This window comes from Paraburkholderia sp. BL10I2N1 (assembly GCF_004361815.1).
GTDB lineage: Bacteria > Pseudomonadota > Gammaproteobacteria > Burkholderiales > Burkholderiaceae > Paraburkholderia.
The window spans coordinates 1,793,331-1,820,169 of sequence record NZ_SNWA01000002.1 but is presented as its reverse complement, the minus strand read 5'-3'; the positions used below and the strand labels follow the sequence as shown (position 1 = coordinate 1,820,169).

Here is a 26,839-nt window from a genome sequence, read left to right as displayed (position 1 = left end):
CAGTTTCAATTTGATGCCTGTTCTGCCAGGTGTTTCGTTAATACGTACATGGCGCACACGATCGCGATACGGGCCGTTAGCCGATCATGCTCCAGTTCGGACGCGTGCAAAAACATTTCTACAGCGCACCGAGGTCCCGGCTCGATGAATCGGTCGTCGCGAACCGGAACGTATGGTTTTCCGTGGCCTTCGCAATATGCAATGCCCCAGATTGGCGCGCTTGATCAGAAATTCGGAAGGCTTGCGGTTCAAGGCGAATGCAATGTCGTTGTTCCGCATGAGCCGTAGCGCGGCCCATGCTCTTTGCATAGGCGCGCGAACCGGTGGGGATATGCGCGCAAGCCATATCATCAGCAAACGACGACCGTTCGCGGCTGCATGGAGCCTCCAGCATAGGCGAGCGGGCACGCGTCGTCGTGCGGCCGCTGTCTCCTGTGAGCGTCGAGGGAATCCAGTCGTGAAGGAGCATCTTGCCTGTCATGGTGTCGCTCTGGCGGGGATTGTGGATCGGTTCAGACACCGCCGCTTTCCGTATTAACGGACAAGAAGTTCATTTTTTTAGTGTAGGGTTTTTCCTATCCCGCAGGATGCTGCCGTAGGACGCCAGAGTACGTGAGACTGGCGCCACAGTTTTGCGACTGGGCGACGGAGTTGGTGCGACTGGCCTAAGTTGTTACGAATGCTCGCCCCTGCGATCCCTGAGGCCGGTATGCCAGCGAACCGGGGGCGTTAGCCGATGGTCGATGTCCGCACTTCCGTGCATCGGGTTGGTGCCTGAACAGACCCGCATCATCGGTCCGAGTGCGGCCATAAACAGTCTTTCGCAGTCGCATGGCGAATGTCTCCTGATAAGCGACGAGTCACCATTTGGTAAAGCGACGGCGGCCTTCGATTCATCGGCCGAGCCAACATCGTTTTCGCGCGCTTTGTACGGCGGCTTAGATTCAAATGGAGATTCTCGCGGACGACGCCTTCAGCTCGAGCAATCCGTCCCTGCACCTCGGGCTATCAGGATGGAAACGCTGCGCGACCCGCAGTACGCAGGGACGATTTATCTCGGCGTACTCAACGCTCAGGTCTCGATCAGATGAAGGAACTGCTTTGCGCGTGGACTGCAGCCCTCACCAAAGAAGGCTTGCGGTGTCGTGTCTTCGGCAACCACGCCGCCGTCCATGAAAACGACCCGATCCGCAACATCTCGCGCAAACCGCACTTCGTGCGTGACGATCAGCATCGTCATGCCCAGTTTTGCGACATCGCGCATTACGTTTAGGACATCCTCTCGTAGCGCTGGATCGAGAGCGGACGTCGGCTCGTCGAAGAGTATGACTTCCGGATCCATCGCGAGCGCACGCGCGATCGCTACGCGCTGCTTCTGCCCCCCGGACAGCCGTCCCGGATACTCGTTGGCTTTTGCCGCCAGGCCAACCTGTGTCAGCAGGTGCATTGCACGCTCCGATGCCTGCGCGCGGGGAACGCCCTTGACGCTGACCGGACCTTCCATCACGTTTTCCAGTGCTGTCCTGTGCGGAAACAGGTTGAACGACTGGAACACCATTGCCGTGCGCTGGCGGATTGCGCGGATCTTCTTTTGATGCTCGCGTGACGGTTTCGATGAACCGGCGCAATCGACATCAATGCCGCACACAGTCACGGTGCCGGCATCCGGCATTTCGAGGAAATTCAGTGAGCGCAGCAGCGTGGTCTTGCCCGACCCGGACGGCCCCATCACCACGACAACTTCGCCTTTCGATACGCTGAAGTCGACGCCGCGCAACACCTGGTTGTCGCCGAAGGCCTTCGAAAGCCCACGAACTTCGATTGTCCTGCTATCCGTATTCATACAAAACGCCTCGACAAGCGATTCTCGAGCACCGTCTGGACTATCGTGAGAATCTGGTTGATGCCCCAGTAGATGATGCCGACCATCAGGAACATTTCCATGTAGCGGAAGGTGGATGCGCCGACCTGGTCGGCCACGCGGGTCAGTTCCACCACCGTGATGGTCGAAGCGAGCGACGTATCTTTGATTAGTGCAATCAGGCGGCTGCCTACGGGCGGAATGGCGACGCGCAGACCCTGCGGGAGGATAACCCGCGACATGGCTTTCCAATAACCCATGCCCAGCGACATCGCAGCTTCCCACTGGCCTTTGTCCACTGCGTTGATGCCGGAACGGAAGTTCTCGCTCAGATACGCTGCCGAGAACAGCGTTAGCGCGAGGAGCGCGGCAGGAACCGGGTCAAGTGTCAGACCGTACCGGGGCAAGCCGAAATAGATAAGCAGTATCTGCACGAGCAGCGGCGTGCCACGGAAGATGGATACGTATGCGAATGCAAACGCGCGCAGTACGCCTATGCTCGAGACACGGGCTAGCGCGACGAGCAACCCCAGCGTCGAGCCCAGCACGAACGACGTTAAGCCGAGAAAGATCGTCATCAGCACCGCGCTCCTCAACAGCGGCAGCGAGCGCATGAAAAGTTCGGTCATGATTAATCCTTTTGCGCCTTGGCTTTCGCGATCATGCCTGCCATATCGTAATCGCTCCCAACCCACTTCTTCGCAATGGCCTCAATCGTCCCGTCAGCCATCATTTCCGAGATCGCCTTATTGACTGCTACGCGCAGGGCCGGTTGGCCTTTTACGATAGCCGGCGCTGACAGCTGATAGATCAAGGGGTCGCCCACTTCCTTCACGGGTAAGTGGTTGACGTTGGCATACTTCATACCGCCGAAGTGAGAAATAATTACCGCGTCGATCCGTCCACTGCCCAGATCGTTGAAGATGAGCGCCCCATTGTCGTAGGAACGAATATCGGAGTCTTTCAGGTGTGCTCGTGCCCATGTTTCATTGCTCGAGCCGGTGACCACGCCCACCCGCTTGCCTTTAAGCGTGTCTTTGCCCTTGATGTCCGTGTTGCCGGCAGGTACGAAAATACGGAAATCCTCCACGCCGTATGGATCGCCGAAATCAACCTGTTGCTCGCGTTCAGGCGTAGGCGTGAGATCGTTCATGACGAGGTCATACTTGCCCGTCTTTAACCCCTCCACAAAGTTCTTGAACGAATCGGCGACGAATACTACATTCGGCACGCCAATGCGCTTGCCGACTTCCTTTGCAATCGCGACGTCATAGCCAACAGGATTATTGCTGTCGTCAAGCATGCTCCACGGCGGACTGCTCTGAGTGTTGGCCACGCGCAGTGTGCCGCTCGCCTTCGCCTGCGCAAGCAGGTCTGCCGCTTGCACAGCAGCGGGAAAGCTGAACGCCGTGCAAAGTGCCACGAAACTCACTGCCGTGAGAGCGCGTCTCCATCCATTGATTGCTTTCATCTCGTACTCACTAATCCAGGTAAGTTGAACGGAAAAATACTAGGTACCGGCTACGCGGGTTCGTTTGAATGCGTCGAGACCGGCAAACAGGTCTTCAAGTAGCATCGCCGGATCCTCCAACCCGATCGAAAGGCGCACAACAGGCTGGTCGGTCAGCGGGAATGCGCGCTCGGCCTGCAACGGGGCCGGATAGAAGGCAGCGAGGCTATGCACGCCCCCCCAGCTCGCACCGATGGCGAAATGCTGGAGCGCATCGAAGAACGCGCTGAACGCGGCCGCTGGCGCGGGCTGGAGAATCAGGGAGAAGAGACACCCGCTGCTCAAAAAGTCCCGCTTCCAGATGGCGTGGCCGGTGTCGGACTGTAGCGCCGGGAACAGCACCTTGCTCACTTCCGGGTGGCGTTCGAGTTTCCTCGCAATCTGCAGCGTCGAGGCGCTCTGGGCGGCGAAGCGGAGCTTCAGGGTTGCCAGACCGCGCATCACGAGGAAGCAATCGTCGGGACTAGTCTGCTGGCCGAGAATGCTCTGCGTCTCGCGCACGCTCGCGTAGTAATCCGCGTCGTTCATGCTGATGCAGCCCATCAGCAGATCAGAATGGCCGCCGAAAAATTTCGTCGCGGCTTCGATGCTGAAGTCCACACCGTGTTCGAGCGGCTTGAAAGCGAGCGGGCTTGCCCAGGTGTTGTCCATCATCGTCAATACCCCATGACGTTTCGCGACTTCGACGATCGCCGGGATGTCGGGCATCTCCATTGTCACCGTGCCCGGCGACTCCAGGCAGATCATGCGCGTGTTGGGCTTGATGTACTGACTAATCTCAGTCCCGATCGCAGGCGGATACATTTCGACCTCGACGTTGAAGTGCGCCAGCCACTTCTCCGCGAACGTCTTCAGCGCGCCGTAGCAGGCAGCAGACACGAGCAGGTGATCACCACCGCGCACGAAACCCATGACGGTCGTCATCAGCGCGGACTGACCGGAGGGCGTCACCACGCAATGCGCACCGCCTTCAAGTTCGGCGATGCGATGCTCCAGTTCGCGAGCCGTTGGCGTCCCGGTGATGCCATAGCTGTAACCGTCCGGTTGCCGCTCCTTACGGCGCGTAAATTCGGCCAGAGAATCGAATACGACCGTGGATGCCCGCATGACGGCGGGCGAGAGGCTGCGGAACGGCTGCGGCGCTTTCTGGGTATGACTTGTCATCATGCTCTCGGTGATTGCGTGGTGGTGTATCGACGACTGCAGTTTACTTTCGCCCGGCTTTGCATCAACATCGGAAATAATTAAGTCAATAAGCGCAGGTTATGAGAATCCGGGATATTGAGGTGTTCAGGGCGGTCATGAACGCGGGAAGCACGAGCAAAGCGGCGGCCCTGCTCGGCATTTCGCAACCGGCTGTGAGCCAGGCCATCAGGCGTCTGGAGACCATGGCGGATTTCGGGCTGTTCGAGCGCGTACGCAGTCGGCTCGTTCCCACCCAGGAAGCCGTCGCGCTGATGCGGGAGGTAGACCAGTACTTCCGAGGTTTCGAGGTCATCGAGCATCGAATCCGTAGTTTGCGATCCTACGGATTGGGGCGGCTGGCGATCGCCTGTCAGCCGGCACTCGGCACAGGCTTTCTGCCTCGCGTCATCGCGGCGTTCGATGCTCCGTCCAGAAACGTCCAAATATCGCTGCAGGTGATGAGCTCGCGCGAAGTGCATGAGAAGGTCGCGGCGGGCCAGGCGGATTTCGGCCTGATGTCCGACGAGATGTCGATGGCTGGCCTGGAGCACTCGGTATTCGTGCGTATGCCGGCTGTAGCCGTGATGAACCGGCATCACCCTTTAGCCGCGCGCCCTTTCATCGCCGTCGCGGATCTGCCTGAATTTCCCTTCATCGCACTGAATCCCGAAGACAGCACGAGGCTGCGCCTGGAAACACAGCTCACAGCACGCGAGATCCGCCTCAAGCCGGTCGTAGAGACGCCGTATTCGCACACCGTATGCGCACTGGCGCTCGCGGGAGTGGGCATAGGCATCGCTCATCCGCTCGTGACGCTGGACTTCGAGGAGCGAGGTCTTGTCGTGAAGCCGATTGACGTCGAGGTCATGTTCACAGGAGTACTGGTGTTTCGCCCCGGCACCCCACTCACGGAAACTGCGAGGCAGTTCATGCGGCACATGAGAATGCAGCTTGAACGGGACCAGAAGGCGCTCAAACTTGCGCTAAGCGCAGCGGCGGCAGAGGAGGACGAAGCCGCCGTTCGCAAGCGCAGTCGCCGTCCGGCAGGGGGGCGTGTGTCCCAAAGCCGCTAGTGCTCTGCTTCTCGGACTTTCGGCGGTCACTATGCACTGCTATCCAACGCAACCAGTCTTCACATTACACAAACGACAGCGTGCATCCATTGCGCACCGTCGACAGGTGTGCGTCGGACACGCGAACGATCTTTCAATCGGGGAAAACCTAGCGTCGCCAAAAGCCTCGATGAGTCGCGGATGCGTCGACGACCTGCCAGTGCAACGTGTGCCGAATAGTCCCTCGTGAGCGTGGATGAGGGCGAACGCGAACCGGCGGTCTCCAGTTACGTCCAACATCGGCGGCGTACGGCAAACGGCCGCTTTGGAACTCGGTGGTGACATTCGCAGAAGCTAACCGAGAGGCAGGAATGGGTCGGCTACGGCCAATCGCGTCAGGAAAAATGCTATAGCTTTGGCGCGGACATAGGCCGTCGCACGAGCTTTGTCGCACCCGCCCTGGTACACGTGGCGCGGTTACGCGTAGGCACTTGATTTTTTAATGTGCGCCGTTGCAATAAACGTGGCGCCCTACGGATGCTGCGCCGAAGGTCGGCGTTTGCGATCTGTTTATGCGCAGTGAATTATCGAAGGTCGTCTAACGGTTATGCATTTTGCAAGCGTGTGCACATCTGGGCGCTCTCTGCGGGTGCCTTGTTGTCGGCCTTCACGGCCTGGTTATCGTGCCGGCGGGTTTGGGCCATGCAGAGGGCGAGCCATCCACGGCTCGTCTGCTCCGGCCAGCTTTTCCGCGGTAATGATGACGCGGTCGAGGCGGCGCGGCGTTCATGCGCGCGATGTCATTGGGACCGCCGCCGCCGTTGCAGACGCGTTTGCGCCCTGATGGTTACGTCTCGCTCCAGAGTCGCAGAAGGTTGTGATAGCAGCCAATCAATGTGCGTTTCGCCGCCTCATCGCCGTTTGTTGCATTGAGACGCTGGACAGCGTTGTCCATATCGAACAGCAGCGAGCGGCGCGTGTCGTCGCGCACGAGGCTTTGTGCCCAGAAGAAGCTCGACACTCGCGTGCCGCGCGTGACAGGGCGGACCTGATGCAGGCTCGTGCCGGGATAGACAATCGCGTGGCCAGCGGGCAGCTTGACTTCCTGTACGCCGTAGGTGTCTTCGATCAATAGTTCGCCGCCGTCGTATTCGTCGGGTGGTGTGAGAAACAGTGTGATCGACAGGTCGGTGCGTACCCGCGCACCATGCCCAGGGACGAGCCGGATCGCGCCGTCCACGTGACTGCCGAAATGCATGCCGCCTTCATAGCGGTTGAAAAGCGGCGGGTAGACACGGTTCGGCAACGCGGCGCTGATGAAGAGCGGATGCCGTTCCAGCGCGCCGACGATGATATCTCCCATTTCCTGTGCAATCGGCGAACCTTCCGCGATCTGCTGGTTGCGCTTGACGGGCGCACCCTGATAACCGGCAGTCGCACGGCCGTCGACCCAGGAATCGGTGGCGGCTTCGAGACGCGCGCGCATCGTGGCGGCGTCAGTGGGACTGAGTACGTCCGGAATGGAGACAATCATGACTGGATACTTCCTGCGTCAGACCGCCCGCTTCCCCGGCGGAGAGACGGGCGGCGTTTCGTGGGTCGTCGCTTGGCGCGATCAGAAGAAGCGGTAGTTTACCGTCGCGAGGAAGGTACGGCCGAGACCCGGCACCGCGCGCCCGCCATCCGACGGAATCAGCGCATCGTAGTATTTCTTGTCCGTCATGTTGAGCACGTTGAACTGGACGTCATACTTCTTCGCGTGATATGCGGCCATGGCATCCCAGCGCGTATAGCCGCCAACCTTCACGTAGTTGGTGTTCGCTGCATAGCGCGACGACGTGTAGACCGGGCCGCCGCCGGCTTCCCAGTGCGGCGTGAACGCGTACGTGGTCCAGAGCGTGAGCATGTTGCGTGGCGTGTTCGCGGGTGTCTTGCCGGCAGTGCCGTCGAGCGCCTTCAACACGGTGCCGTCCATGTACGTATAACCGCCGAACACCTGCCACTTGTTCGTGATGTGGCCGGCAACGCCAAGCTGATAACCGCGCACGCGAATATCGCCATCGAGCTGATAGGCGCCGGTCGAATCCAGTGTGCGAGCGTTGGTCTTCTCGATGTTGAAGAGCGACTGCGAAATTGACAGGCCACCGCCCAGCAGGTCCCACTTCGAACCCACTTCGTACGAGCGGTTCTTTTCCGGCGGCAGATTCTGCTGTCCGTTGGTCAGCGTCAGTGCTTCCAGCGACGGATCGAACGACGTGCCATACGACACGTAGTACGACTGCCAGTCGGTTGGTTGCCAGATGATGCCGCCGCGCACGCTGGTGTAGAAGTTCGTTTGCGTGGCGTACGAAGGCGCGTTGATCGAATTGCTGATCGAGGCTTCATAGCGGTCCCAGCGCACGCCGCCAACTACCTTCCAGTGCTCGCCGATCGAAATCGTATCGTTCGCGAAGAGGCCGATGCCGTTCGCGCTCGACTCGGCCAGGTTGGTCGCCACCGTCTTCGTGCTGGACGGGCGGGTGGTGTAGGTCGGATCGATCAGCGGCACGATCGCGAGGGTATTGGACGGCAAGCCTGCTGCGGTCGACGTGTAGGTCTGGTTGCTGTACGTCTCATGACTCAGGTCGACGCCGGTGATCACCTCATGCTTGAGCGGCCCGGTCGTGAATTTCGCGTCGAAATCGGTCGTGTTATAGACCGAGTGATCGTTGATGATGCGGTCCTTGCCCTGCAGCTTGACGTACAGCTGCGATAGCGGCAGCGACGTGAAATTCCCGTTCGTCAGCGCGGTCGAGGTGGCCAACGGTCCTCTCAGCACTGCCGCCGCATTGGTTGCGCGCGCGTCGGTGCTGTAGTGGCTGAACTGCGTCTGGTTGCGCAACGTCAGGTTTTCGTTGAAGCGGTGCTGGATGCGTGCAGAGAACGTCTGCACGTCCTGGATCGTGCGGTCGTCGGTGAAGCCGTAGAAGGTGCCCCGGCCGACCGGCGCCGGCTGTCCATTGAGCGACGGCACGCCGTAGTCAGGCTGGTCGCGGTTGTGCTGGATCAGCGCGGACAGGGTGATTTCAGTCGGCGTGCCGATGCCAAAGCGCACTTCAGGGGCGACGCCGAAGTCCTTGTTCTTCATGACGTCACGCGTCGAACCCATGTCCTGACCGAACGCGTTGACGCGAATCGCGGCGGTGTCGCTGATCGGCTGGTTCACGTCGACGGTGGTGCGGTAGCGGTCGTGTGTCCCGGCCATCACCGAAACGTCGGCGCGGCGCTTGAGGTCCGGTTGCTTGCTGACCTGGTTGATCACGCCGCCCGTCGACCCGCGCCCGAAATACAGCGACGACGGGCCATACAGCACGTCGATGGATTCAAGGTTGAAAGTGTCCCGATAGTACTGGCCGCGGTCGCGGAATCCATCGAGATAGATATCGGTGCGCGCCGTGAAACCGCGCAGGTTGATGTTGTTGCCGATCTGGCCGCCTTCCGCTGCGCCAATCGTGACGCCCGGAACGTTGCGCAATGCGTCGCTGAACGATGTCGCGGCCTGCGACTGCAAGACGGCTTTCGGTACGACCACCACAGCCTGCGGGATGTCGCGCAGTGCGGTAGGAACCTTGGCGCCGACGCTCGATGTCTCCGGCTGGAAGTCGCGGCTGTTGTCGGCCTGGCCCGTTACCTTGACTGCAGGCAGTGTGGCGTTGCCGTCGGCCGCGGTGTTTGTTGCGGGTGGGGTCTGTGTCGCTTGCGCTGCCTGTGCGACGGGTGCGGTGGGTTGCGTTGCAGTTTGAGCGTAAAGCGGCGCCGCGAAAACAGTCATGATGGCCGCGGCGAGCGGCGTTGTTCCAGGCATCTCGATTCCTGTTGTTGTTACTGTCATTTTTCTGGCTCGGCGCAACGCGGACGTCGTGCCGCAACCCGGCGCGTGTCATGGCGCACGCGCGAGTTCATCCCCCCGGGATCTTTGCTGAAAGTCCCGGTATGCGTTAGTAAATGCGAATCATTATCATTTCATAGATGGTAAGCGCCCGCAACAAACCCCGTACGTTTTGTGGGTTTTTTGTAATTATTTGACGGATGCCTTTGCGCGAAAACGACATTCCGCGCGGACGATGGGCAACAGCGCCATCGCTAGAGAGGGGGAAAACATGCCCGGCGCGCGGTGATGGTGCGGCCGGTTCTCACAAACTCAGATGGAAGGCAGTCGAGCGGCGCTCATCTGCGGCGGCGAATGGAGGCAACGGGCAACAGATAGAAGCGAGTGGCGACGAAGCGCCCAGGGCTCAGCTCCGCGCGGCCCGCTTGATTGCCTGCGGCGGCTGCCCGAACGCGCGCAGGAAGGCGCGCCGCATCCGCTCCGGATCGACGAATCCGGTTTCGGCAGCGACCACGTCCAGCGAATGACGCCCGGTTTCGATCATCGAACGGGCCGCTTCCACGCGCAGGTTTTCGATCGCCTTGGCCGGGGATTGCCGGGTCTCATCACGAAACGCGCGGCTGAACTGCCGCGGGCTCAGATGGGCGACCTTCGCCAGTTCTTCGACCGACAGACGCTCGTGCAGATGATTTTTTGCATAAGTCAGCGCGGTCTGGATCCGGTCGGAACGCGGCTCGAGATCGAGCATCGCCGAAAACTGCGACTGGCCACCTGTGCGCCGGTGATAAACCACCAGCTTCTTCGCAACCGCGCGCGATACCTCGACGGCAAGATCCGCTTCCACCAGCGCGAGACACAGGTCGATACAGGCGGTCATGCCGGCTGACGTCCAGACTGACCCGTCGACGATGAAGATCCGGTCTTCGTCTACCTGGGTCAGCGGAAAACGGTGTTGGAGTTCGCGCGCAAAGCGCCAGTGCGTCGTGACGCGGCGGCCATCCAGAATGCCCGCCTCGGCGAGCACGAACGCGCCGGTACAGATGCTGGTGGTGCGCCGCGACGCGGCCAGCGCCCGACCGAGAAACGCGCACAGCCCTGGCGTAGACGGTGCGATATCCATCGCACCGCTGACGATGACCGTATCGAATGCCGGATCGTCGAAGGCCTGCGTGTCGATCTGCACACCCGACGAACTGCGCACTTGGCCACCGTGTTCCGAGATGACTTCGATTGCGTACGCGGGACGCTCCGCCTCCTTGTTGGCCAGTTCGAATACCGACACGGCCACCAGATCGAGGATCTGGAATCCGGGAAAGACCACCACGCCGATACGCTTCATCGCTGTGTCCTAAAACGAGGTAAATACGTCATTTGAGACATAAGCGTACGCGCCTAGACTCGCTCATGTCAATTCCAGATGCGTTTCCCCAAGGCGGCGTGTCCGGAGCGATAAGGGTTCGTTTTTCACATTGATTTGGGCGCGCGGCACTCAGGTCCGGCGTTCACAAGGAGAGCTTCAAATGGCAACTAAAGAACACGCGGAAGCAGGTGCCAAGAAGGGCACCGCGCTGATCACGGGCGCATCGACGGGCATTGGCGCGGTCTATGCCGACCGCCTGGCGCGACGCGGTTACGATCTGATTCTGGTGGCGCGTGACGCGAAGCGTCTTGCCGGTCTGGCGGAACGCATGGCGCGTGACACAGGACGCAATATCGACGTCGTCGCCGCCGATCTGACCGCGAAGCCGGATCTGCATCGCATCGAGGAGCGTCTGCGTTCCGACACGAGCATCACGATGCTGGTCAATAACGCCGGCGTGGGCGCGACGGCCACGCTGGTCGATTCGGACCCGGACAGTCTCGAAAGCATGATCCAGCTGAACGTCATCGCGTTGACGCGCCTCACTTCGGCGGCCGTGCCGGGTTTCGTGGCGCGACGCCATGGCGTGGTCGTCAACATCTCGTCCATCGTCGCGGTGGCGCCGGAATTGCTGAACGGCACATACAGCGGCACGAAGGCGTACGTGCTCAATCTGACGCAGTCGCTGCATCGCGAAGTGAGTGCGCAAGGTGTGCAGGTTCAGGCCGTTTTGCCCGGCGCGACCAGCACGGAGTTCTGGGACCGCGCGGGAACACCGGTTTCTGCGTTGCCCGAGCAGATCGTGATGTCGGCGGCCGAGATGGTCGACGCAGCGCTCGCGGGACTCGACCAGCAGGAACTCGTCACGATTCCATCGTTGCCCGACGCGCGCGACTGGAAAACGTTCAACGACGCGCGGCTCGCGCTCGGGCCGAATCTGTCGCACAAGCATGCAGCCGCCCGCTACGGGGTTGCGGCCCACGTCACAGCCTAAGCCCGCTGCGCTGAAACTCCGGCTGGGTGATCCAGCCGGAATTGTTCTCGCTTCGCAATCACGCGGCGTCCAGAACGCCTTTGGCGCATCGGCGGATTCGCGCCGCCGGCGCGCGCAGGTCCCTGACGGGACGTTTGCACCTCCCCACATCCGCTTGCTAGACTGCCATCGCACACATCGCCCGCCGCGCTTCGATGCGGCCGCGATGGCAGTCAACGCTCGCGCCTCGCGCGCCCCACCGCTTCGACGCATGACGCGTCGCGCCATTCATGGGAGACCCCATGTCCTACATGTTGCTCATCATCGAACCCACCGACCAGCGCGATCAGCGGACCAGGGAGGAAGGGCAGGAGATCTACGACCAGATGGTCCGCTTCGGCGAAGGGCTGCAGTCGCGCGGCGTGCTGCGCGCGGTGGAATCGCTCGCATCGCAGGATAAGGCCGCGCGCGTCGAGGTGCGCGACGGTCGCAGCAAAGTGATCGACGGCCCGTTCGCCGAAGCGAAAGAAATGATCGGCGGCTTCTTCCTGCTCAATTGCGAAACGCTCGAAGAGGCGGTCGCGATTGCCAAGGAGTGCCCGGCGGCGTCATGGTGCACGGTTGAAGTCCGCAAGATCGGACCCTGCTGGGAGTGATTCCGCGGCGCGGTCGCTGTTCCGCTGCCTGCCGATTCCTGCGATCGCCACCCAGATTGGCCACATGAGAATCGATGCCTGACATCGCCCAGGGATATCCCTGGCGTCGCATTTTTCATGTCGATCCGCTCGCGGGTGGTTCGTCGTGTAAGCAGAAGCCAGCAAAACAAACGGCTTTCCTCCCCAAACCACAGGAGAAACTGCGATGCGATTCATGATCATGGTGCGGGCGAACGCAACGTCCGAAGCCGGCGTGATGCCCGACGACGATACCGTGTTCGCGGCGATGGCGACCTACCACGAAGAACTGGCGAAGGCGGGCGTGCTGCTCGACGCCACCGGCCTGCAGCCGAGTTCGAAAGGCTGGCGGATCCGCTATAGCGGCGGCAAGCGCACGGTCGTAGACGGCCCGTTCTCCGAGACGAAAGAACTGATTGCCGGCTATACGCTGATCCAGGTCCGCTCGCGCGAAGAGGCGATGGAATGGGCGCGCCGCTTCCCGGCACCGTTCGGTGAAACCGCCGACGGCGAGATCGAAGTACGCCAGCTCTACGAGATGGACGACTTCGAGCCGAGCGAGCCGGTTGAGCGGTTCCGCGAACTGCAGGCTGGCAAGCGGTAGTGCGCACAGGCATCGGAGGCTCACATGCTCAAGACCATCCTGCTGGCCGGCGTCGCCGTCGTGGCGCTACTGCTGGCCTATGCCGCGACGCGGCCCGACACGTTCCGCGTCGAACGCAGCGCGACTGTCAAGGCTGCGCCCGAGCGGATTTTCGCGCTCATCAACGACCTGCACCTGTTCAACACATGGAATCCGTACGAAAAGAAGGACACTGCGATCAAGGGTGAATACACCGGCAATGCCAGCGGACCCGGCGCGGCCTACGCCTGGCAGAGCAACAAGGTCGGTGTCGGGCAGATGGAAATCGTCGACGCCTCATCGCCCGAACGCATCACGATGAAGCTCGATTTCGTCAAACCGTTCGAGGCGCACAACGTCGCCGAATTCATGCTGAAGCCGCAAGGCGGCGCGACTGAAGTCACGTGGTCGATGCACGGCCCCGTGCCGTACGTTTCGAAGCTCATCGGCGTGTTCTTCAACATGGATCGCATGATCGGCAAGGATTTCGAAGACGGCCTCGGCAACCTGAAGAACATCGCCGAAGCAGGCTGACGCGACGTAGTCTGCCATCAGCACGCAATTGACAAGGGAACATCATGCACAAGCAGATCTATGTGAATCTCCCGGTGAACGACCTGCCGAAGTCGATGGCTTTCTTCAAGGCGCTGGGTTTCGGCTTCAACGCGCAGTTCACCAACGACTCCGCAGCCTGCCTCGAGATCGGCGAAAACATCTATGCGATGCTGCTCGTGAAGGACTTCTTCAAGGGCTTCACTGGCAAGCCGGTAGCCGACGCGAAAGAGAGCACGGAAGTCCTCGTGTGCCTTTCGTGCGCGAGCCGCGCGGAAGTCGACGGACTGGTCGCGAAGGCCGTGGCCGCGGGCGGCACCGCGCCGCGTGCGCCGCAGGATCACGGCTTCATGTACGGCCACGGTTTCGAGGACGTCGACGGCCATATCTGGGAACTGGTCTATATGGAGGACCCCGCCGCGGCGGGCGCTCGTTGAGGTCCGCGATGATTCCGGCCGACACCCATCGAGCCATCGAGGTAGTCTGGCGGATCGAATCCGCCAGGGTCATCGCCCACGTTGCGCGGATCGTGCGCGATGTGGGGCTTGCCGAGGAGCTAGCGCAGGATGCGCTCGTCGCCGCACTCGAACACTGGCCCGAAGCGGGCGTGCCGGACAACCCGGGAGCCTGGCTGATGGCGACAGCGAAGAACCGCGCGCTCGACCGCTTGCGTCAGGAAGCGCTGCACGCGCGCAAGCATGAAGAACTCGGACGCGAAATGGACGCGCTGGAGAGTCACGTGGTGCCGGATTTCGTCGATAGCCTCGACGCGGCGCGCGAGGACGATATCGGCGACGACCTGCTGCGGCTCGTCTTCACAGCGTGCCATCCGGTGCTGTCGACCGAGGCGCGGGTCGCGCTGACGCTGCGCCTCATCGGCGGCCTCACGACCGGCGAAATCGCGCGTGCTTTCCTTGCGCCCGAAGCGACGATCGCACAGCGCATCGTGCGCGCGAAGCGCACGCTCAAGGCGGCCCACGTGCCCTTCGAGGTGCCGCAGGCTGACGCGCGGGCGGCGCGCCTCGCATCGGTACTCGAAGTGATCTATCTGATCTTCAACGAAGGCTATTCGGCCACTGCCGGCGACGACTGGATGCGACCGGCGCTCTGCGACGAAGCGCTGCGGCTGGGACGCGTTCTAGAGCGGTTGATGCCTGATGAAAGCGAAGTGCACGGGCTGGTCGCGCTGATGGAAATCCAGGCGTCGCGCACGCATGCCCGCACCGATGCGCAAGGCCGCCCGGTGCTGCTGCTCGATCAGGACCGCAGCCGTTGGGACCCGTTGCTGATCCGCCGAGGGCTGGCCGCGCTTGAGCGTTCAGTGGCCCTTGGCGGCGCGAGCGGGCCCTATACGCTGCAATCGGCGCTGGCCGCTTGTCACGCCCGCGCCAGAACGGCGGAGGAAACCGACTGGGTGCAGATCGTCGCGCTTTACGACGCGCTCGCCCAGGTTGCGCCGTCACCGGTGATCGAACTGAATCGCGCGGTGGCGATCGGCATGGCCTTCGGGCCGGCCGCAGCGCTGGAGATCGTCGATGCGTTGGGCGACGAACAGTCGCTCGTGAGCTATCACTGGTTGCCGAGCGTACGCGGCGATCTGCTCGCGAAGCTCGGCCGCACCGGCGAAGCGCGCGCCGAGTTCGAACGCGCCGCCGCGATGACCCGCAACCTGCGCGAGCGCGAATTGCTGCTGGAGCGTGCGAGCCAGATGGGGCAGCGCAGCTGATTGCTTCTGCGTTCGTTGCACGGACGGTCAGTGTCCGTGCGACAGCTCGCCCAGCCGGCCTTCGATACCCAGATGTTCCCTTAGCGCGTCCCAGCCCTTCGGCGTGACCTGCACGACACGCGATGCCTTCGCGCGCCGCAGCCAGCCCTCTGCGCATAGCAGGGTCATGAACTGCGCGCCGAGCGGCCCAGCCAGATGATGCTGCCGCTCGGTCCAGTCGAGACATTGGCGCGCGAGGCCGCGTCGGGTGGGCCGCACGGCGGCGAGGTCGAGCCCCACGCTGCCGAACCACGCGACGCCCGCGAGCGTGACTTCGAACTGCTTGTCGGCGCAGGCGACGATGAAGCCGCGCTGCTGCAACGCCTGCGTCACCGCCACGCCGACTGCGCCCGCCAGATGGTCGTAGCAGCAGCGCGCGAAACGCAGGTTTCGCGCTTCCGGCGTGAGGGGCTTACGCCGCACGTCGTTGACCGGATGAATCGCCGCGAGATTCTCCAGCACCTGCGCGACGTGTGAGCCGCTAAGCCGGTAATAACGATGCCGCCCTTCGGTTTCGACGGCCAGCAAGCCGCCCGCGAGCAGTTTTGCGAGGTGGGTGCTCGCGGTCTGCGCGGTGACGCCAGCCGCATAGGCAAGTTCGCCGGCGGGCAGGGCACGTCCGTCGGCGAGCGCCATCAGGATTTTTGCGCGGGCGGGCTCGGCAATCAGGAACGCGGTGGACGCGATGTTCGGCTGGACAGGCATACAGGATCTCCGGCGACGTTCCCATGATAGTCGGCTGCGCGAATCCGATGCTTCGATACGCGTCGAAGCATCCGCGTGGCGTTGCGGGCCACACTGAACCTGTGATTCCCCACAGGACAAGCCTGCCATGTCAGACCGTGCTCTTCAGCGCCGCGTGCTTGCGGCGACGAGCGTCAGTTACGTCGTGGTCATTCTCGACACGTCGATCGTCAACGTCGCACTCGAACGTATCGCACAGTCCCTCGCGACCGACATCGCCGGCCTGCAGTGGATCGTGAACGCGTACACGCTCACGTTCGCGGCCTTGCTGCCGACGGGCGGTGCCCTCGGCGACCGGTGGGGCGCACGCAATACCTATCTCGCCGGGCTCGTGGTTTTCACGCTGGCTTCGGCACTGTGCGGCGTCGCCCCTGGTCTGACGGTGCTGACAGTCGCGCGCGTCTTGCAGGGCATCGGCGCGGCGTTGCTTGTGCCGTGTTCGCTGACGCTGCTCAACCACGCATGGCCTGACCCGGGAGAACGGGCGCGTGCGATCGGCGTGTGGGCCGGAGGGGGTGGCGCCGCGCTCGCAGCCGGTCCACTGGTGGGCGGTGTGCTGATCCATCTGTTCGGCTGGCGCAGCATCTTTCTTGCCAACGTGCCGATTGGCCTCGCAGGCGTATGGCTGACATCGCGGATCGCCCGCGACCCACAGACCGCCACGAGCCGGCCGCTCGATCTCGGCGGACAGTTGACCGCGATCGTGGCGCTCGGCTCGCTGGTCGGCGTATTGATCGAAGGCAGCGCCGCAGGTTGGCGCTCGCCGCCGGTCGTTGCGGGCATCCTGCTTTGTGTGGCGGCGTGGATACTGTTCGTAGCGATCGAAACGCGACACTCACAGCCGATGCTGCCGCTGTCGTTTTTCGCGGACCGCGTGTTCGTCGGTTCAGCGATCGCAGCCATGACGACGGCGCTGACGTCGTTCGGCATCATCTTCGTGCTCAGCCTGTATTTCCAGCAGGTGCGCGGCTACGCTCCGTTGTGGGCGGGCGTCGCGTTTCTGCCGCTGACTATTGTGGTGACCGGTGGCAACATGCTTGCCGGCAGACTGGTCAAGTCATACGGCGCCCGTTGGCCGGTGCTCACCGGTTTGCTGCTGCAGGCCGCCGGCTTTCTTGGTCTGCTACTTTCCACGCCCGCATCACCTTACTGGCTTGTTGCATTGCCATTGCCGGCGATTGGTCTCGGCGGCGGCTTCATCACGCCAGCGGCAACGGCAGCGCTGATGGGCAGCGTCGAAAAGAGCCGTGCCGGCATGGCGGCCGGGGTGCTCAACTCGGCGCGTCAAACGGGTGCGGCGTTGGGCGTCGCTATCTTCGGCATGCTGCTTGCCGCGCGTGACCCGTTCGACGCCGGCATGCGGGCCGTACTGTGGACGGCTGCGGGGATGTCGCTGGCGGCGGCGCTGGTGTGGTGGCGGGCAGTGGCCACGACGCGTCGCAAGGCGCATCCGCATCACGTCTAAGGTCTGCGCTGCGGCGCCACGCGCCGGACGCCAGCGCGAAGAGGACGTATTGCGTGACCGGATGAGTCATACGCCAGGCCGAGCGTGTTGACGTGAACGCATATTGTGTCCGCGGTGGTGCGGACGTGACAGGCGCAGTTGGCCGGTATTTTGTCGGGCCACAATAGTGCTGCCCCCGTCACGGGCTTCAAGGTTTGCCTGGCGGAAGTCGCCGCATAAGGTTCCCTTCAGGAGAATCTGATAACGTCGCCCGAGGCGGTCGTTGGGTGAGGTCGCGGCCCTGCATCGCATGGTCCTTTGCATGCCAAGAGGACACGAGGCCGGATGCGGTCGTAATCGTTCACACGCATGACGGTTCGGGCCACGATGCCGCCCGCAACCGCAGATTATCGGACTCGCGGTTTCGCGCAGGAACGAACTTGTCGGACAAGCACACTTCGAGCACATTCGATGGCGACCTCAAGCGGCTCACCAGCCGCTTGCTGGAGATGGGCGGTCTCGTGGAACTGCAGATCGCCTCGGCAATGGATGCCCTGCAGACCTTCGATTTGCCGCTCGTCGAGCAGATTCTCGAGGGTGAGCATCGACTCAACACGATGGAAGTCGAAGTCGACGAAGAAGTGAGCAACGTCATTGCGCGTCGGCAACCGGCTGCTCGCGACCTGCGCTTTCTGATGGCGACTTCCCGATGCGTCACGAACCTGGAGCGCGCGGGCGATGAGGCCGGCAAGATCGCCAAGCGGATTCGCAGCCTTGCGATGAATCGGGCAGGACGCAGCGTCGATATCGCTGAAATCAAGATCTCGGGTGAGATGGCGTTGCAGATTCTTCGCAGGGCGCTGGACGCATTCGCACGCATGGACACGGAGTCGGCAAGACAGATCATTCGTGACGACGTGTCTATCGATAACGAGTTTCGTGCCTTCATGCGCAAGCTGGTCACCTGCATGACGGAAGATCCCCGGTCCATCTCTACCGGCCTGGATTATCTCTTCATCGCGAAGGCCATCGAGCGCATCGGCGACCACGCGACCAACCTCGCCGAGTCCGTCGTCTACGTGGTGCACGGCACCGACGTTCGCCACCAGCCGTTACGACGCATCGAGGGCATGGCGTCCGATAGTTGAAGCGGAGTGGTTGCCTCTAATCAAAACCGCACCGCATCGACCAGGATCAGCCTCGCATCGGAATCTATCCAGCGGCGGCGTCGACGTTTCCACTCTCGTCGAACTCACATGTAACCAGCGCATCGCTGGCTGCACAGGTGCGCCCGGAATACATTACGGTGAGTTGTTTCAAAGTACACGTTTGGATACACACAAACACAACGGTAATTTGCTCACCCGATATAGTTGACTCAACACTAACGAGCGGGGCACCGTATGAAACGAACCTTGGCGCTGCTGCTGCTGGCTGTGTCGCTTGGAAGCGCACTCAGCGGTTGTATTGTCGTGCCGGGAGGCGGCTACGCCTATCACGACCACGACCACTATCGCGACCGCTACTAAAAACCAGGCGGGCCGCCGGTGGTCTTTGTGACCGGACGGTCCCTTCAATATCAATCCGGAGAAGCGGTTATGAGAATCTCAAGCACTCGCTGGTTTGCGATGGCATTGATTGCCGGCGTGGGCGGCAGCGTGTCGTCGCTTGCCCTCGCACACGTGGACGTCGGTGTAAACATCGGCATCCCTGGCGTGGTATATGCACCAGAGCCAGTCTATGCGGCACCTCCCCCCGTTGTGTATGCGCCGCCACCTCCTGCTGTCGTCATCGCGCCGGGATGGTACGGCGAGCGGTACTACGATGGACACCGTTACTGGGCGCGTCGCGACTGGGAAGAGCGCCACCACGATGACCGGGACTGGCGTGAAGCTCGCTACGACCACCGCGGTGGTTGGGGACACGACCATGGCGGCGACGGCCCGCGAAACGACTGGAATCATGGTCACGATGAAGGCGGACGCGGCAATCACGGCGATCACTGACAGCCACGCTGCCGCCCGCGCCACCCGCGCGCCGTGCCTGTTGCAGGCGCGTTATCTCCTGTGAGCCGTGTTGGTCAGAGGTCCTTGATCTGCCTCGCGGTGTATTTGCCACGCAGCCGCGACGGCCGGGGATGATCCGCCGGCCTGAGGCTGATGACCCTGGAGAGGCACCATGTCACGAAACAGCTTTCAATCGGTTACGGCTCAACTTGGCGGCAAGCAGATGTCCGCTGAATTTAGCGAACAGACGGGCCAGCTACTCGTTCGACAGGACGGCGTTCTGATTCGCGAGTGGTTCCCGCCGCACTCATGGTTTGCCATTGCTTCCGTAGCAGGCGCGCGCAACTGGGGTACCCGCCCAAGCGAGGACGACCTGCTGGCGCTACTGGAAAATCACGTATAACGTCATGGGCCACCGGCGCGCATATCGTCACTTCGCGCCGGTGGCGGGGTGAATGGTCGTCAGCGGGCTGCCGGGGCGCCGATAGAAGACAGGGCTGCGTCGACGGCATCCGTCAACCGGCCGACGATGGTTTCGATCTGCTGCTCCGTGCAGATGAACGGGGGGGCGACAAGAATATGGTCGCCCTGATTGCCGTCGACGGTGCCGCCCATCGGATAGACCATCAGCCCGCGCTTCATCGCCTCGCTCTTGACGACTGAATTCAGCTTTTTCTGCGGGTCGAAGGGTGCCTTGGTGTCGCGATTCTGGACGAGTTCGACGCCGACAAAAAGACCTCGCCCCCGTACGTCCCCTACAAAAGGATGATCCGCATAATGGCCGCGGAGCAGCGAACGCAGCTGTTCGCCGCGCGCCTTCACGTTGTCGAGCAACCGGTCTTCCGCAATGACACGCTGCACTTCGAGTGCTGCTGCACATGCCGTGGCGTGGCCGATGTACGTGTGGCCGTGCTGGAAGAAGCCGGAGCCGGCGACGATGGTGTTATAGATTTCGTCGCTGACGAGCGTGGCACCGATGGCCTGGTAGCCGGCGCCCAGCCCCTTGGCGATGGTGAGAATGTCGGGCGAGATGCCGTCTTCCTCGCACGCGAAGAGATAGCCCGTGCGCCCCATGCCTGACATGATTTCATCGAGAATCAGCAGAACGCCATACTTATCGCAGACTGCACGAATCTTGCGGAAGTACTCACGCACCGGCGGCACGGCGCCAGCCGTCGCGCCGACGACAGTCTCCGCGACAAAGGCCGCAACCGACTCCGGTCCGAGTTCGAGAATCTTTGCTTCGAGTTCGTCTGCGAGACGTTGCGCGAACGCTTCTTCCGTCTCGCCCGCGCGTTGTTCGCGATACGCGTAGCAAGGGCTGACGTGGTGTGCCTCGATCAGGATCGGCAGAAATGGTTCACGACGCCATGCGTTGCCGCCGATCGCCAGCGCACCCAGCGTGTTGCCGTGATAGCTCTGGCGGCGCGCGATGAAATGGCGCCGCTCGGGCTGCCCCTTCTCCACAAAGTACTGACGTGCAAGTTTCAGCGCGGCCTCGATAGCCTCGGAACCGCCGGAGACGAAGTACACATGTCCCAGTCCTTTCGGCGCTGCGTTGACGAGGCGATCCGCGAGTTCTTCGGCAATGTCTGTCGTGAAGAACGATGTATGTGCAAACGGGAGTTTCTGGACCTGACGCTTGATGGCGTCGATGACCCGCTGATTGCTGTGACCCAGGCAGGAAACCGCAGCGCCGCCGCACGCGTCGATGTAGCGCCTGCCGTTGGAATCGATGATCTCGATGCCGTCGCCAGCCACGGCGACGGGAAGTGTTGCGCGGGGCGCGCGGTGAAATACGGTCGTCATTCTTTGCCTCAGTGTTCAGGACGCGGCGGCTGGCCGCGGCTCTTGCGTAACGAATTGCTTGAACCGAAGCTCGCCTTGCTGGCGAACTTCAAACTCTACTCCGTCGTCCCTGATGACGAAGAGCGCGGTTGCCAGTGTGTTTTCGTCGTCGGGATCGGCCGGATCGTCGCGGTAAATGGGTAAGCCCTGTGGCGCGCGATCGGACAGCACCTGAAGCAGCGGCACGCGACCGACTTCGCCAAGGGCAGGGAGCAGCTGGCCGAGTCTCGCCTGCCGGTCGCCGGACGAGGCGGTGACAATCTGTGCCTCGCGTTCGCAACCCGGATGAATCAGATGATTCGTGTGGCCCGAAAGCTTCTCGATAGTCTGTACTGAGCAGCGCTTCACGGTTGCTTCAATGCTGAGCAGACGATCGTCTCCGACGCACCCCAAGGTATGGTGAAAGCCGCTTGAACGCGGCGCAACGCCTAGCGTGTTGACGGCCTCATCGAGCGAACTGGCGTCCAGCACCGCACGCGACAAGATCATGCGAGGGACGCCGGTCGCGGGCGTCTTGATGCGGATGTTGTTGATCGCCTGCACGAGCCCCGCGCGGTTCACCGCGAACGTGTGCCCGGGCAGCGAACCCGGGTAGTAGAAGCTCAGGAAACCCGGCTTGCCGGTCGGGCGAACATCGACAAGCGCGCACCTGTCGCGTAGGTACGGGTCGCCGTCCTCGTTGTGCGCGATGAAGCGCGCATCGTTTGATCCCGCCGCCAGCGTAGTGCATCCGTCGGGCGCGTTGTGAATCAACTCCCCCCGGCAGTTCCACAGAAATACATCTTCCGCGGCCCATCCGAGGCCGGCCGCCATGCCGTCAAGCTCGGCGACATGGTCCGGGAACATGGCTTCTGCGGCTTGCCGCAGCCCTTGGACAAACGCGCGGCCGCGCCACTGGCTGACCGCCCGCCATGCACTGCTTTGCGCCATGTATGCGTCCATGGACGGCCGGGCCAGCATGCCGAGGCCGTAGCCGATGTCGTACGGAGAGCCGGAGATGACGGCGGGAGTGAGTACCTGCATGTGAAGCATGACCTCTGTCAAGACACGTGTTTCAGGAAATCCTTGAGTCGCTGCGTGGGCGGCTGATCGATCAGTGCGGCAGGCTCGCCGTCCTCAGCGATACCACCCTGGTCCATGAACAGCAGTCGCGTTCCAACCCGCTTCGCGAATCCAATCTCGTGCGTCACGACGATCATCGTCATGCCTTCCGTCGCGAGGTCCTGCATGACTTTCAGCACTTCGTGACGCAACTCGGGGTCGAGCGCGGACGTAGGCTCGTCGAAGAGCATCAGCTTCGGCCGGATGGCGAGGGCACGCGCAATGGCAACCCGTTGCTGCTGTCCACCGGATAGCTCGGACGGGTAGTGATTGGCTCTCGATTCGAGCCCGACCTTGTCGAGCAACGCCATCGCCTGATCGCGTGCCTCGGCACGCGACGCGCTGCGCACCTGGACAGGGCCGAACATCACGTTTTCGAGCGCGGTCATCTGCGGAAACAGGTTGAACTGCTGAAAGACCATACCCGCTTCCAGCCGGATCGTACGGATGACCGAAGCGTTGCCTTTGACACTCTGACCGTCCACGAGCAACTCGCCGCCAGTGATTTTCTCGAGCGCATTGATACAACGAAGCATCGTTGATTTGCCTGAGCCCGATGGACCTACGACGACAACCACCTCACCGCTGTCGATTCGAAGATTGATGTCCTTGAGCACGGGAACGTGGCCAAAACTCTTCGAGACGTTTTGAAATTCGACCATTCTCATAATATGCGCATCCTCTTTTCAACGACCCGCAGCGAAAGCGTCATGACGCCAGTCAGCACAAGGTAGATGATCGCCACGACGGACCATATCTCGACCGCACGGAAATTGCCGGCGATGATTTCCTGGCCCTTGCGTGTCAATTCGCCCACGCCGATGACGATGAAGAGCGACGTATCCTTCAGGCTGACGATGCACTGATTGCCCAATGGCGGAATCAGGCGACGAAATGCAAGCGGCCCAATGATTTTCCCCAGCACGCGCGGCATCGAAAGCCCCATCGCAAGGCCTGCTTCCATCAGGCCTTTAGGAATCGACAGCAACGCACCGCGCACCACCTCCGCAAGGTAGGCACCCGAATTCACAGTGATTGCGATGATGGCGGCTGTGAGGCCATCGATACGGATATGCGCGAGCAGGGGAAGCGCGAAGTAGAGAAACATGACCTGCACGACAATCGGCGTGCCACGGATCAGCTCGACGTAGACCTGAGCGACGACGTTCAGCGCCGTGGGTCCGTACGCGCGGAACATACCGGCAACGATGCCGACAATGAACCCGCCGACGAGCCCGAAAAACGCGATAAAGATGGTGAGCTTCACGCCCTCCAGCAGGTCTGGCAACGCTGTCCAGATAACTGACCAATCGAATTCCACAAACCGCTCCTGGTTGGTTCGTCGCAGCGCGGCGGCTTGCGCCGCGCCCCCTCGATGACGATTACGACTTGGGTGGTTCGGAGCCGAACCACTTCTTGTACAGCTTCGCGTAGCGGCCATCCGCCTTGATCTTCACGAGTTCCTCGTTGACCTTCGGCACGAGCGGGCTGCCCTTCGGGAAGCCGATGCCGTATTTGTCGCCGCTAACCGGATCGCCCGCGACCTTGACCTTGCCCTTGCCCGCAGTGTTGACGAAATACAGCACATTCGGCGTGTCATGCATGGCCGCGTCCACGCGGCCAGCTTCGAGTGCAAGGTACGCCTCGTCGATGTTCGGGAACTGGCGGATTTCCTTCGGCTTCAGGTGCGCCTTGATCCAGTCGATGGTTGCCGTGCCGGTCTTCGCCGCGATGACCTTGCCGTTGAGGTCGTCGATCGACTTGATGCTGGTGTTGCCCGTCTGCACCATCGCGGCGAGGCCGCTATCGTAGTACGGCGTGGAAAAGTCGATGGCTTTCTTGCGCTCTTCCTTGATGGTCATGCCCGACAGCGCCACGTCGATGTTCTGCGTCTGAAGCGCCGGAATCAGGCCGCTGAAGTCCATCGGCTGGATCTTGTACGTCCAGCCCTGGTCTTTGGCGATTTCGGCCCACAGGTCGAGATCGAAACCGACATACTTGTCACCCTGCTTGAACTCGAACGGCATGAACGAGGTGTCGGTGCCGACGACCAGTTCTTTGCTCTCGGCATGAGCGAGGCTCGTGCCGAGCATCGCAACGGCAACGACAGACATCAGGAAGGAACGGCGTCCCATGGATTTTCTCCGCAATCATTGGCGATACCCCCACCGGGATGCGGGGGACTGGCGACAACACGCTAGGCCGCAACATGCGGTGTTGCAGTTATACGTGCAGCAACATGTGTTGTCAAGGCGGATACTATTACGCCAAAAAAGACGTCAACAGGAATTTGCATGACGGGAAACCCTGGCTCGCGCGTGGCGGGCCTAAGCGCGCTGGCTGGACGATCACAGACCGGGAATCCGGTCAGCTGACGTACGACCCCTTCTCGTGCAGGGCTTTCTCTGCGTCGGACAATTGCCTGACGGCGTCCTCGCCCTCAAGGGCGAGCAGGTGCGCGACAAGCGATTCGGCGATCGCAGATGCCGCGACGAGCGACGGAAAGAAGGATGGGCTCTCGTGCGAAAAGAGCAGCAGCTGGTCCGCATTCAGCGCAATCGGCGAGACGGCGCTGTCAGTGATGGCGATGAGGCGGCTGCCTTGCTCTTTCGCTGCCAAAGCCAAGCGTCTGTGACAGCCGGACGAGCGCCGCCGGCTGCACCTTCGCGCCTTGAGCTACCTTGCGCATCGACGATACCGCGACCTCGTCTGGGAAATTCAACAGGTAGGCGGCGCCTGCCTGGAATTGAGGGCTGAAATCCGGGAATCTGGCGCGAATGAGCGTTGGCCAGTTCGTCAAAGGTCGGTGGCACGGAAAGAGACTCGTTTGGGCGACAACAAATGTTACGTAGCGGCCGTCGTGCCGGCAAGGCCTATGTAGGGGCGCGTCGTGAGCAAAAGTGAAGACGAAAGGAATACGATATAGCTGCTTCGGATGCCCCATCGCGCGGCATCAACCTGAAACCTCGCTGGCACCAGCTGGAGTTTCCGACATGACGCACGCCCTTTGTGAACCTTCGCGCATCACCGAACCGGATCTGGTTGCCATTCGTGACGAACTGGCGAGCCGCGAACCAGTCTTTCATCGTCCGGAGTGGGGCACGATGCGCGCCGACTTCGAGAGGATGACGGCTGCGGACTTCTGGGAAACGGGCGCGTCCGGCAGGCGTTATAGCCGGGAGTTTGTCCTCGACGAACTCGAACGGCGCTACGCGTCACCGCCGCTCGACGACGACTGGGAAAGCTGCGACTTCCACTGCCAGCGGCTCGCCCCCGACGTCTATCTGTTGACCTACTCCCTGCGCCAGGGCGCGCGGGAAACGCGCCGCTCGACGATCTGGGAACGCGTCGGCGCCGACTGGAAGATCGTCTTTCATCAGGGAACGATCGTGCAGGATGCCTGACACGAAAGTGTCCTGCCTGGAAACCTGGCAATAGGGACGGCGCGTAACCCCATGCGCCGGTCAAGCCGGGCAAGATGAGCTAAACGAGCACTGGCTGCGCTTCAAAACTCGACATCTAGTTCGTCGATTTCCTCCACTTCCTTCTGCGCGTCCGCAATCCACTGCTGCATGTCCGGGAGCGCGAGAATGCGCTGTCCGTAGGCGACGATTTCCGGTTCGAGCTTGACGTCATACGTCACGAAGCGCGTGACGACGGGCGCGTACATCGCGTCGCCGGCATTCGGCCGCTCGCCGAACAGAAACGGCCCACCGTACTGCGCGAGACACTCGCTCCAGATTGCAACGATCCGCTCGATATCGGATTGCGCACGCGCCCACACCTTGAAGTCGGGGAAGTGCGCTTTCAGGTTCATCGGCAGCGCCGAGCGCAGCGAAGCGAAGCCCGAATGCATCTCGCCGCAGATCGAGCGGCAGTGCGCGCGTTCGCGCCGGTCGGCGGGCAGGAGGCCAGCCTCGGGGCGGACCTCGTTTAGGTATTCAGCTATGGCCAGCGTGTCCCATACCCTGATATCGTCGTGAAGCAGACACGGTACGAGTATCGACGGCGACAGCAGCAGCAGTTCCGCGCGCGCGGCGGGATCGTCGATCGGCATGACGATCTCTTCGAAAGGCAGTCCGCTGAGTCTCGTGAGCAGCCAGCCGCGCAGCGACCAGGACGAATAGTTCTTGCTGCTGATGGTAAGCGTGGTATTCGCCATACGAATCTCCTGATCGTGCGCTGCACACAGGCGTGCACTGTGTTGTGCGAAGGGCGCACCAAATAACAGCAAAGCGCGCGCTCCGGGCGGAATCGTGCAAGTGCCATGCCAG

The 26,839-nt window shown here is 61.8% G+C and carries 28 protein-coding genes and 1 pseudogene; 13 read left to right on the top strand and 16 right to left on the bottom strand.

What is annotated here, in order from left to right:
• Nucleotides 1-118: 118 nt before the first annotated feature.
• From B0G77_RS30265 to metC, 5 genes are all read right to left on the bottom strand, one after another.
• Complete coding sequence (locus tag B0G77_RS30265; protein WP_133665563.1) at nucleotides 119-520, bottom strand: hypothetical protein; 402 nt, start codon at nucleotides 518-520, stop codon at nucleotides 119-121.
• 552 nt (nucleotides 521-1,072) lie between these two features.
• Nucleotides 1,073-1,843 (bottom strand): amino acid ABC transporter ATP-binding protein, encoded by a 771-nt coding sequence (locus tag B0G77_RS30260; protein WP_133665562.1) that lies wholly within the window; start codon nucleotides 1,841-1,843, stop codon nucleotides 1,073-1,075.
• A complete protein-coding gene (locus tag B0G77_RS30255; protein WP_133665561.1) occupies nucleotides 1,840-2,490 on the bottom strand; it encodes an amino acid ABC transporter permease in 651 nt (216 codons plus the stop codon). Before B0G77_RS30255 ends, B0G77_RS30260 begins: the two co-directional genes overlap by 4 nt.
• A gap of 2 nt (nucleotides 2,491-2,492) precedes the next feature.
• The gene (locus B0G77_RS30250) at nucleotides 2,493-3,332 is read right to left on the bottom strand and encodes an ABC transporter substrate-binding protein (protein WP_133665560.1); all 840 of its coding nucleotides are present in this window, start codon (nucleotides 3,330-3,332) and stop codon (nucleotides 2,493-2,495) included.
• A 39-nt stretch (nucleotides 3,333-3,371) separates the two neighbouring features.
• Nucleotides 3,372-4,535 (bottom strand): cystathionine beta-lyase, encoded by a 1,164-nt coding sequence (metC, locus tag B0G77_RS30245; RefSeq protein WP_133665559.1) that lies wholly within the window; start codon nucleotides 4,533-4,535, stop codon nucleotides 3,372-3,374.
• Nucleotides 4,536-4,636: 101 nt separating this feature from the next.
• Here metC and B0G77_RS30240 point away from each other — a divergent pair, with 101 nt between their 5' ends.
• On the top strand, nucleotides 4,637-5,629 hold the full coding sequence (locus tag B0G77_RS30240; protein WP_243751274.1) for a LysR substrate-binding domain-containing protein: 993 nt from the start codon (nucleotides 4,637-4,639) through the stop codon (nucleotides 5,627-5,629).
• A gap of 826 nt (nucleotides 5,630-6,455) precedes the next feature.
• On the opposite strand, the gene B0G77_RS30235 is transcribed toward B0G77_RS30240, so the two are convergent.
• The 3 genes from B0G77_RS30235 to B0G77_RS30225 all read right to left on the bottom strand — a co-directional run bounded on the left by B0G77_RS30235 (nucleotide 6,456) and on the right by B0G77_RS30225 (nucleotide 10,815).
• Nucleotides 6,456-7,142 (bottom strand): Fe2+-dependent dioxygenase, encoded by a 687-nt coding sequence (locus B0G77_RS30235; protein WP_133665558.1) that lies wholly within the window; start codon nucleotides 7,140-7,142, stop codon nucleotides 6,456-6,458.
• Between the two features lie 81 nt (nucleotides 7,143-7,223).
• Nucleotides 7,224-9,452, bottom strand: coding sequence for a TonB-dependent siderophore receptor (locus B0G77_RS30230; RefSeq protein WP_133665557.1), 2,229 nt, complete (start codon nucleotides 9,450-9,452; stop codon nucleotides 7,224-7,226).
• A gap of 430 nt (nucleotides 9,453-9,882) precedes the next feature.
• Complete coding sequence (locus B0G77_RS30225) at nucleotides 9,883-10,815, bottom strand: GlxA family transcriptional regulator (RefSeq protein ID WP_133665556.1); 933 nt, start codon at nucleotides 10,813-10,815, stop codon at nucleotides 9,883-9,885.
• Between the two features lie 181 nt (nucleotides 10,816-10,996).
• Here B0G77_RS30225 and B0G77_RS30220 point away from each other — a divergent pair, with 181 nt between their 5' ends.
• The 6 genes from B0G77_RS30220 (at nucleotide 10,997) to B0G77_RS30195 (ending at nucleotide 15,383) form a co-directional block, all read left to right on the top strand.
• Entirely contained in the window at nucleotides 10,997-11,830 is an 834-nt protein-coding gene (locus B0G77_RS30220; RefSeq protein ID WP_133665555.1) for an SDR family oxidoreductase, read from the top strand.
• Between the two features lie 281 nt (nucleotides 11,831-12,111).
• A complete protein-coding gene (locus B0G77_RS30215) occupies nucleotides 12,112-12,465 on the top strand; it encodes a YciI family protein (protein ID WP_133665554.1) in 354 nt (117 codons plus the stop codon).
• 205 nt (nucleotides 12,466-12,670) lie between these two features.
• A complete protein-coding gene (locus tag B0G77_RS30210) occupies nucleotides 12,671-13,087 on the top strand; it encodes a YciI family protein (protein ID WP_133665553.1) in 417 nt (138 codons plus the stop codon).
• Nucleotides 13,088-13,111: 24 nt separating this feature from the next.
• Nucleotides 13,112-13,639: an SRPBCC family protein gene (locus B0G77_RS30205; protein ID WP_133665552.1), complete on the top strand. Its 528-nt coding sequence runs from the start codon at nucleotides 13,112-13,114 to the stop codon at nucleotides 13,637-13,639.
• A gap of 44 nt (nucleotides 13,640-13,683) precedes the next feature.
• Nucleotides 13,684-14,094 carry a VOC family protein gene (locus tag B0G77_RS30200; RefSeq protein ID WP_133665551.1) on the top strand — a complete coding sequence of 137 codons (411 nt, stop codon included), beginning with the start codon at nucleotides 13,684-13,686 and terminating at the stop codon, nucleotides 14,092-14,094.
• A gap of 8 nt (nucleotides 14,095-14,102) precedes the next feature.
• Nucleotides 14,103-15,383, top strand: a complete 1,281-nt coding sequence (locus B0G77_RS30195; protein ID WP_133665550.1) for an RNA polymerase sigma factor — start codon at nucleotides 14,103-14,105, stop codon at nucleotides 15,381-15,383.
• A 27-nt stretch (nucleotides 15,384-15,410) separates the two neighbouring features.
• Here the strand turns inward: B0G77_RS30195 and B0G77_RS30190 are convergent, their stop codons facing one another.
• Nucleotides 15,411-16,127, bottom strand: coding sequence for a helix-turn-helix transcriptional regulator (locus tag B0G77_RS30190; protein ID WP_133665549.1), 717 nt, complete (start codon nucleotides 16,125-16,127; stop codon nucleotides 15,411-15,413).
• A 127-nt stretch (nucleotides 16,128-16,254) separates the two neighbouring features.
• On the opposite strand from B0G77_RS30190, the gene B0G77_RS30185 reads away from it, so the two are divergent.
• The 5 genes from B0G77_RS30185 (at nucleotide 16,255) to B0G77_RS30170 (ending at nucleotide 20,019) form a co-directional block, all read left to right on the top strand.
• Nucleotides 16,255-17,631 carry an MFS transporter gene (locus B0G77_RS30185; protein ID WP_133665548.1) on the top strand — a complete coding sequence of 459 codons (1,377 nt, stop codon included), beginning with the start codon at nucleotides 16,255-16,257 and terminating at the stop codon, nucleotides 17,629-17,631.
• Between the two features lie 419 nt (nucleotides 17,632-18,050).
• Nucleotides 18,051-18,758, top strand: coding sequence for a phosphate signaling complex protein PhoU (phoU, locus tag B0G77_RS30180; RefSeq protein ID WP_133665547.1), 708 nt, complete (start codon nucleotides 18,051-18,053; stop codon nucleotides 18,756-18,758).
• A gap of 255 nt (nucleotides 18,759-19,013) precedes the next feature.
• The gene (locus B0G77_RS45350) at nucleotides 19,014-19,139 is read left to right on the top strand and encodes a hypothetical protein (RefSeq protein WP_279571358.1); all 126 of its coding nucleotides are present in this window, start codon (nucleotides 19,014-19,016) and stop codon (nucleotides 19,137-19,139) included.
• A 69-nt stretch (nucleotides 19,140-19,208) separates the two neighbouring features.
• A complete protein-coding gene (locus B0G77_RS30175) occupies nucleotides 19,209-19,616 on the top strand; it encodes a hypothetical protein (protein WP_133665546.1) in 408 nt (135 codons plus the stop codon).
• A gap of 172 nt (nucleotides 19,617-19,788) precedes the next feature.
• Nucleotides 19,789-20,019, top strand: a complete 231-nt coding sequence (locus B0G77_RS30170; RefSeq protein WP_133665545.1) for a hypothetical protein — start codon at nucleotides 19,789-19,791, stop codon at nucleotides 20,017-20,019.
• A gap of 59 nt (nucleotides 20,020-20,078) precedes the next feature.
• On the opposite strand, the gene B0G77_RS30165 is transcribed toward B0G77_RS30170, so the two are convergent.
• From B0G77_RS30165 to B0G77_RS30140, 6 genes and pseudogenes are all read right to left on the bottom strand, one after another.
• Nucleotides 20,079-21,425 carry an aspartate aminotransferase family protein gene (locus B0G77_RS30165; protein WP_133665544.1) on the bottom strand — a complete coding sequence of 449 codons (1,347 nt, stop codon included), beginning with the start codon at nucleotides 21,423-21,425 and terminating at the stop codon, nucleotides 20,079-20,081.
• A 15-nt stretch (nucleotides 21,426-21,440) separates the two neighbouring features.
• Entirely contained in the window at nucleotides 21,441-22,487 is a 1,047-nt protein-coding gene (locus B0G77_RS30160; protein WP_133666942.1) for a C45 family peptidase, read from the bottom strand.
• A gap of 17 nt (nucleotides 22,488-22,504) precedes the next feature.
• Complete coding sequence (gene glnQ, locus B0G77_RS30155; protein ID WP_166656307.1) at nucleotides 22,505-23,233, bottom strand: glutamine ABC transporter ATP-binding protein GlnQ; 729 nt, start codon at nucleotides 23,231-23,233, stop codon at nucleotides 22,505-22,507.
• Nucleotides 23,230-23,886, bottom strand: coding sequence for a glutamine ABC transporter permease GlnP (gene glnP / locus B0G77_RS30150; RefSeq protein ID WP_133665542.1), 657 nt, complete (start codon nucleotides 23,884-23,886; stop codon nucleotides 23,230-23,232). Before glnP ends, glnQ begins: the two co-directional genes overlap by 4 nt.
• A 61-nt stretch (nucleotides 23,887-23,947) precedes the next feature.
• Nucleotides 23,948-24,700, bottom strand: a complete 753-nt coding sequence (gene glnH / locus B0G77_RS30145) for a glutamine ABC transporter substrate-binding protein GlnH (protein WP_133665541.1) — start codon at nucleotides 24,698-24,700, stop codon at nucleotides 23,948-23,950.
• A 232-nt stretch (nucleotides 24,701-24,932) separates the two neighbouring features.
• A pseudogene (locus B0G77_RS30140) lies at nucleotides 24,933-25,378 on the bottom strand (hypothetical protein).
• A gap of 180 nt (nucleotides 25,379-25,558) precedes the next feature.
• On the opposite strand from B0G77_RS30140, the gene B0G77_RS30135 reads away from it, so the two are divergent.
• A complete protein-coding gene (locus tag B0G77_RS30135) occupies nucleotides 25,559-25,969 on the top strand; it encodes a DUF4440 domain-containing protein (protein ID WP_133665540.1) in 411 nt (136 codons plus the stop codon).
• Nucleotides 25,970-26,070: 101 nt separating this feature from the next.
• Here B0G77_RS30135 and B0G77_RS30130 read toward each other — a convergent pair whose 3' ends face one another.
• Nucleotides 26,071-26,727: a glutathione S-transferase family protein gene (locus B0G77_RS30130; protein ID WP_133665539.1), complete on the bottom strand. Its 657-nt coding sequence runs from the start codon at nucleotides 26,725-26,727 to the stop codon at nucleotides 26,071-26,073.
• Nucleotides 26,728-26,839 lie beyond the last annotated feature (112 nt).

Coding starts and splice junctions, on each gene's coding strand:
- B0G77_RS30260 (WP_133665562.1), bottom strand. CDS start 1,843: ATGAATACGGATAGCAGGACAATCGAAGTTCGTGGGCTTTCGAAGGCC.
- B0G77_RS30255 (WP_133665561.1), bottom strand. CDS start 2,490: ATGACCGAACTTTTCATGCGCTCGCTGCCGCTGTTGAGGAGCGCGGTG.
- B0G77_RS30250 (WP_133665560.1), bottom strand. CDS start 3,332: ATGAAAGCAATCAATGGATGGAGACGCGCTCTCACGGCAGTGAGTTTC.
- metC (WP_133665559.1), bottom strand. CDS start 4,535: ATGACAAGTCATACCCAGAAAGCGCCGCAGCCGTTCCGCAGCCTCTCG.
- B0G77_RS30240 (WP_243751274.1), top strand. CDS start 4,637: ATGAGAATCCGGGATATTGAGGTGTTCAGGGCGGTCATGAACGCGGGA.
- B0G77_RS30235 (WP_133665558.1), bottom strand. CDS start 7,142: ATGATTGTCTCCATTCCGGACGTACTCAGTCCCACTGACGCCGCCACG.
- B0G77_RS30230 (WP_133665557.1), bottom strand. CDS start 9,452: ATGCCTGGAACAACGCCGCTCGCCGCGGCCATCATGACTGTTTTCGCG.
- B0G77_RS30225 (WP_133665556.1), bottom strand. CDS start 10,815: ATGAAGCGTATCGGCGTGGTGGTCTTTCCCGGATTCCAGATCCTCGAT.
- B0G77_RS30220 (WP_133665555.1), top strand. CDS start 10,997: ATGGCAACTAAAGAACACGCGGAAGCAGGTGCCAAGAAGGGCACCGCG.
- B0G77_RS30215 (WP_133665554.1), top strand. CDS start 12,112: ATGTCCTACATGTTGCTCATCATCGAACCCACCGACCAGCGCGATCAG.
- B0G77_RS30210 (WP_133665553.1), top strand. CDS start 12,671: ATGCGATTCATGATCATGGTGCGGGCGAACGCAACGTCCGAAGCCGGC.
- B0G77_RS30205 (WP_133665552.1), top strand. CDS start 13,112: ATGCTCAAGACCATCCTGCTGGCCGGCGTCGCCGTCGTGGCGCTACTG.
- B0G77_RS30200 (WP_133665551.1), top strand. CDS start 13,684: ATGCACAAGCAGATCTATGTGAATCTCCCGGTGAACGACCTGCCGAAG.
- B0G77_RS30195 (WP_133665550.1), top strand. CDS start 14,103: ATGATTCCGGCCGACACCCATCGAGCCATCGAGGTAGTCTGGCGGATC.
- B0G77_RS30190 (WP_133665549.1), bottom strand. CDS start 16,127: ATGCCTGTCCAGCCGAACATCGCGTCCACCGCGTTCCTGATTGCCGAG.
- B0G77_RS30185 (WP_133665548.1), top strand. CDS start 16,255: ATGTCAGACCGTGCTCTTCAGCGCCGCGTGCTTGCGGCGACGAGCGTC.
- B0G77_RS45350 (WP_279571358.1), top strand. CDS start 19,014: ATGAAACGAACCTTGGCGCTGCTGCTGCTGGCTGTGTCGCTTGGAAGC.
- B0G77_RS30175 (WP_133665546.1), top strand. CDS start 19,209: ATGAGAATCTCAAGCACTCGCTGGTTTGCGATGGCATTGATTGCCGGC.
- B0G77_RS30170 (WP_133665545.1), top strand. CDS start 19,789: ATGTCACGAAACAGCTTTCAATCGGTTACGGCTCAACTTGGCGGCAAG.
- B0G77_RS30165 (WP_133665544.1), bottom strand. CDS start 21,425: ATGACGACCGTATTTCACCGCGCGCCCCGCGCAACACTTCCCGTCGCC.
- B0G77_RS30160 (WP_133666942.1), bottom strand. CDS start 22,487: ATGCAGGTACTCACTCCCGCCGTCATCTCCGGCTCTCCGTACGACATC.
- glnQ (WP_166656307.1), bottom strand. CDS start 23,233: ATGAGAATGGTCGAATTTCAAAACGTCTCGAAGAGTTTTGGCCACGTT.
- glnH (WP_133665541.1), bottom strand. CDS start 24,700: ATGGGACGCCGTTCCTTCCTGATGTCTGTCGTTGCCGTTGCGATGCTC.
- B0G77_RS30135 (WP_133665540.1), top strand. CDS start 25,559: ATGACGCACGCCCTTTGTGAACCTTCGCGCATCACCGAACCGGATCTG.
- B0G77_RS30130 (WP_133665539.1), bottom strand. CDS start 26,727: ATGGCGAATACCACGCTTACCATCAGCAGCAAGAACTATTCGTCCTGG.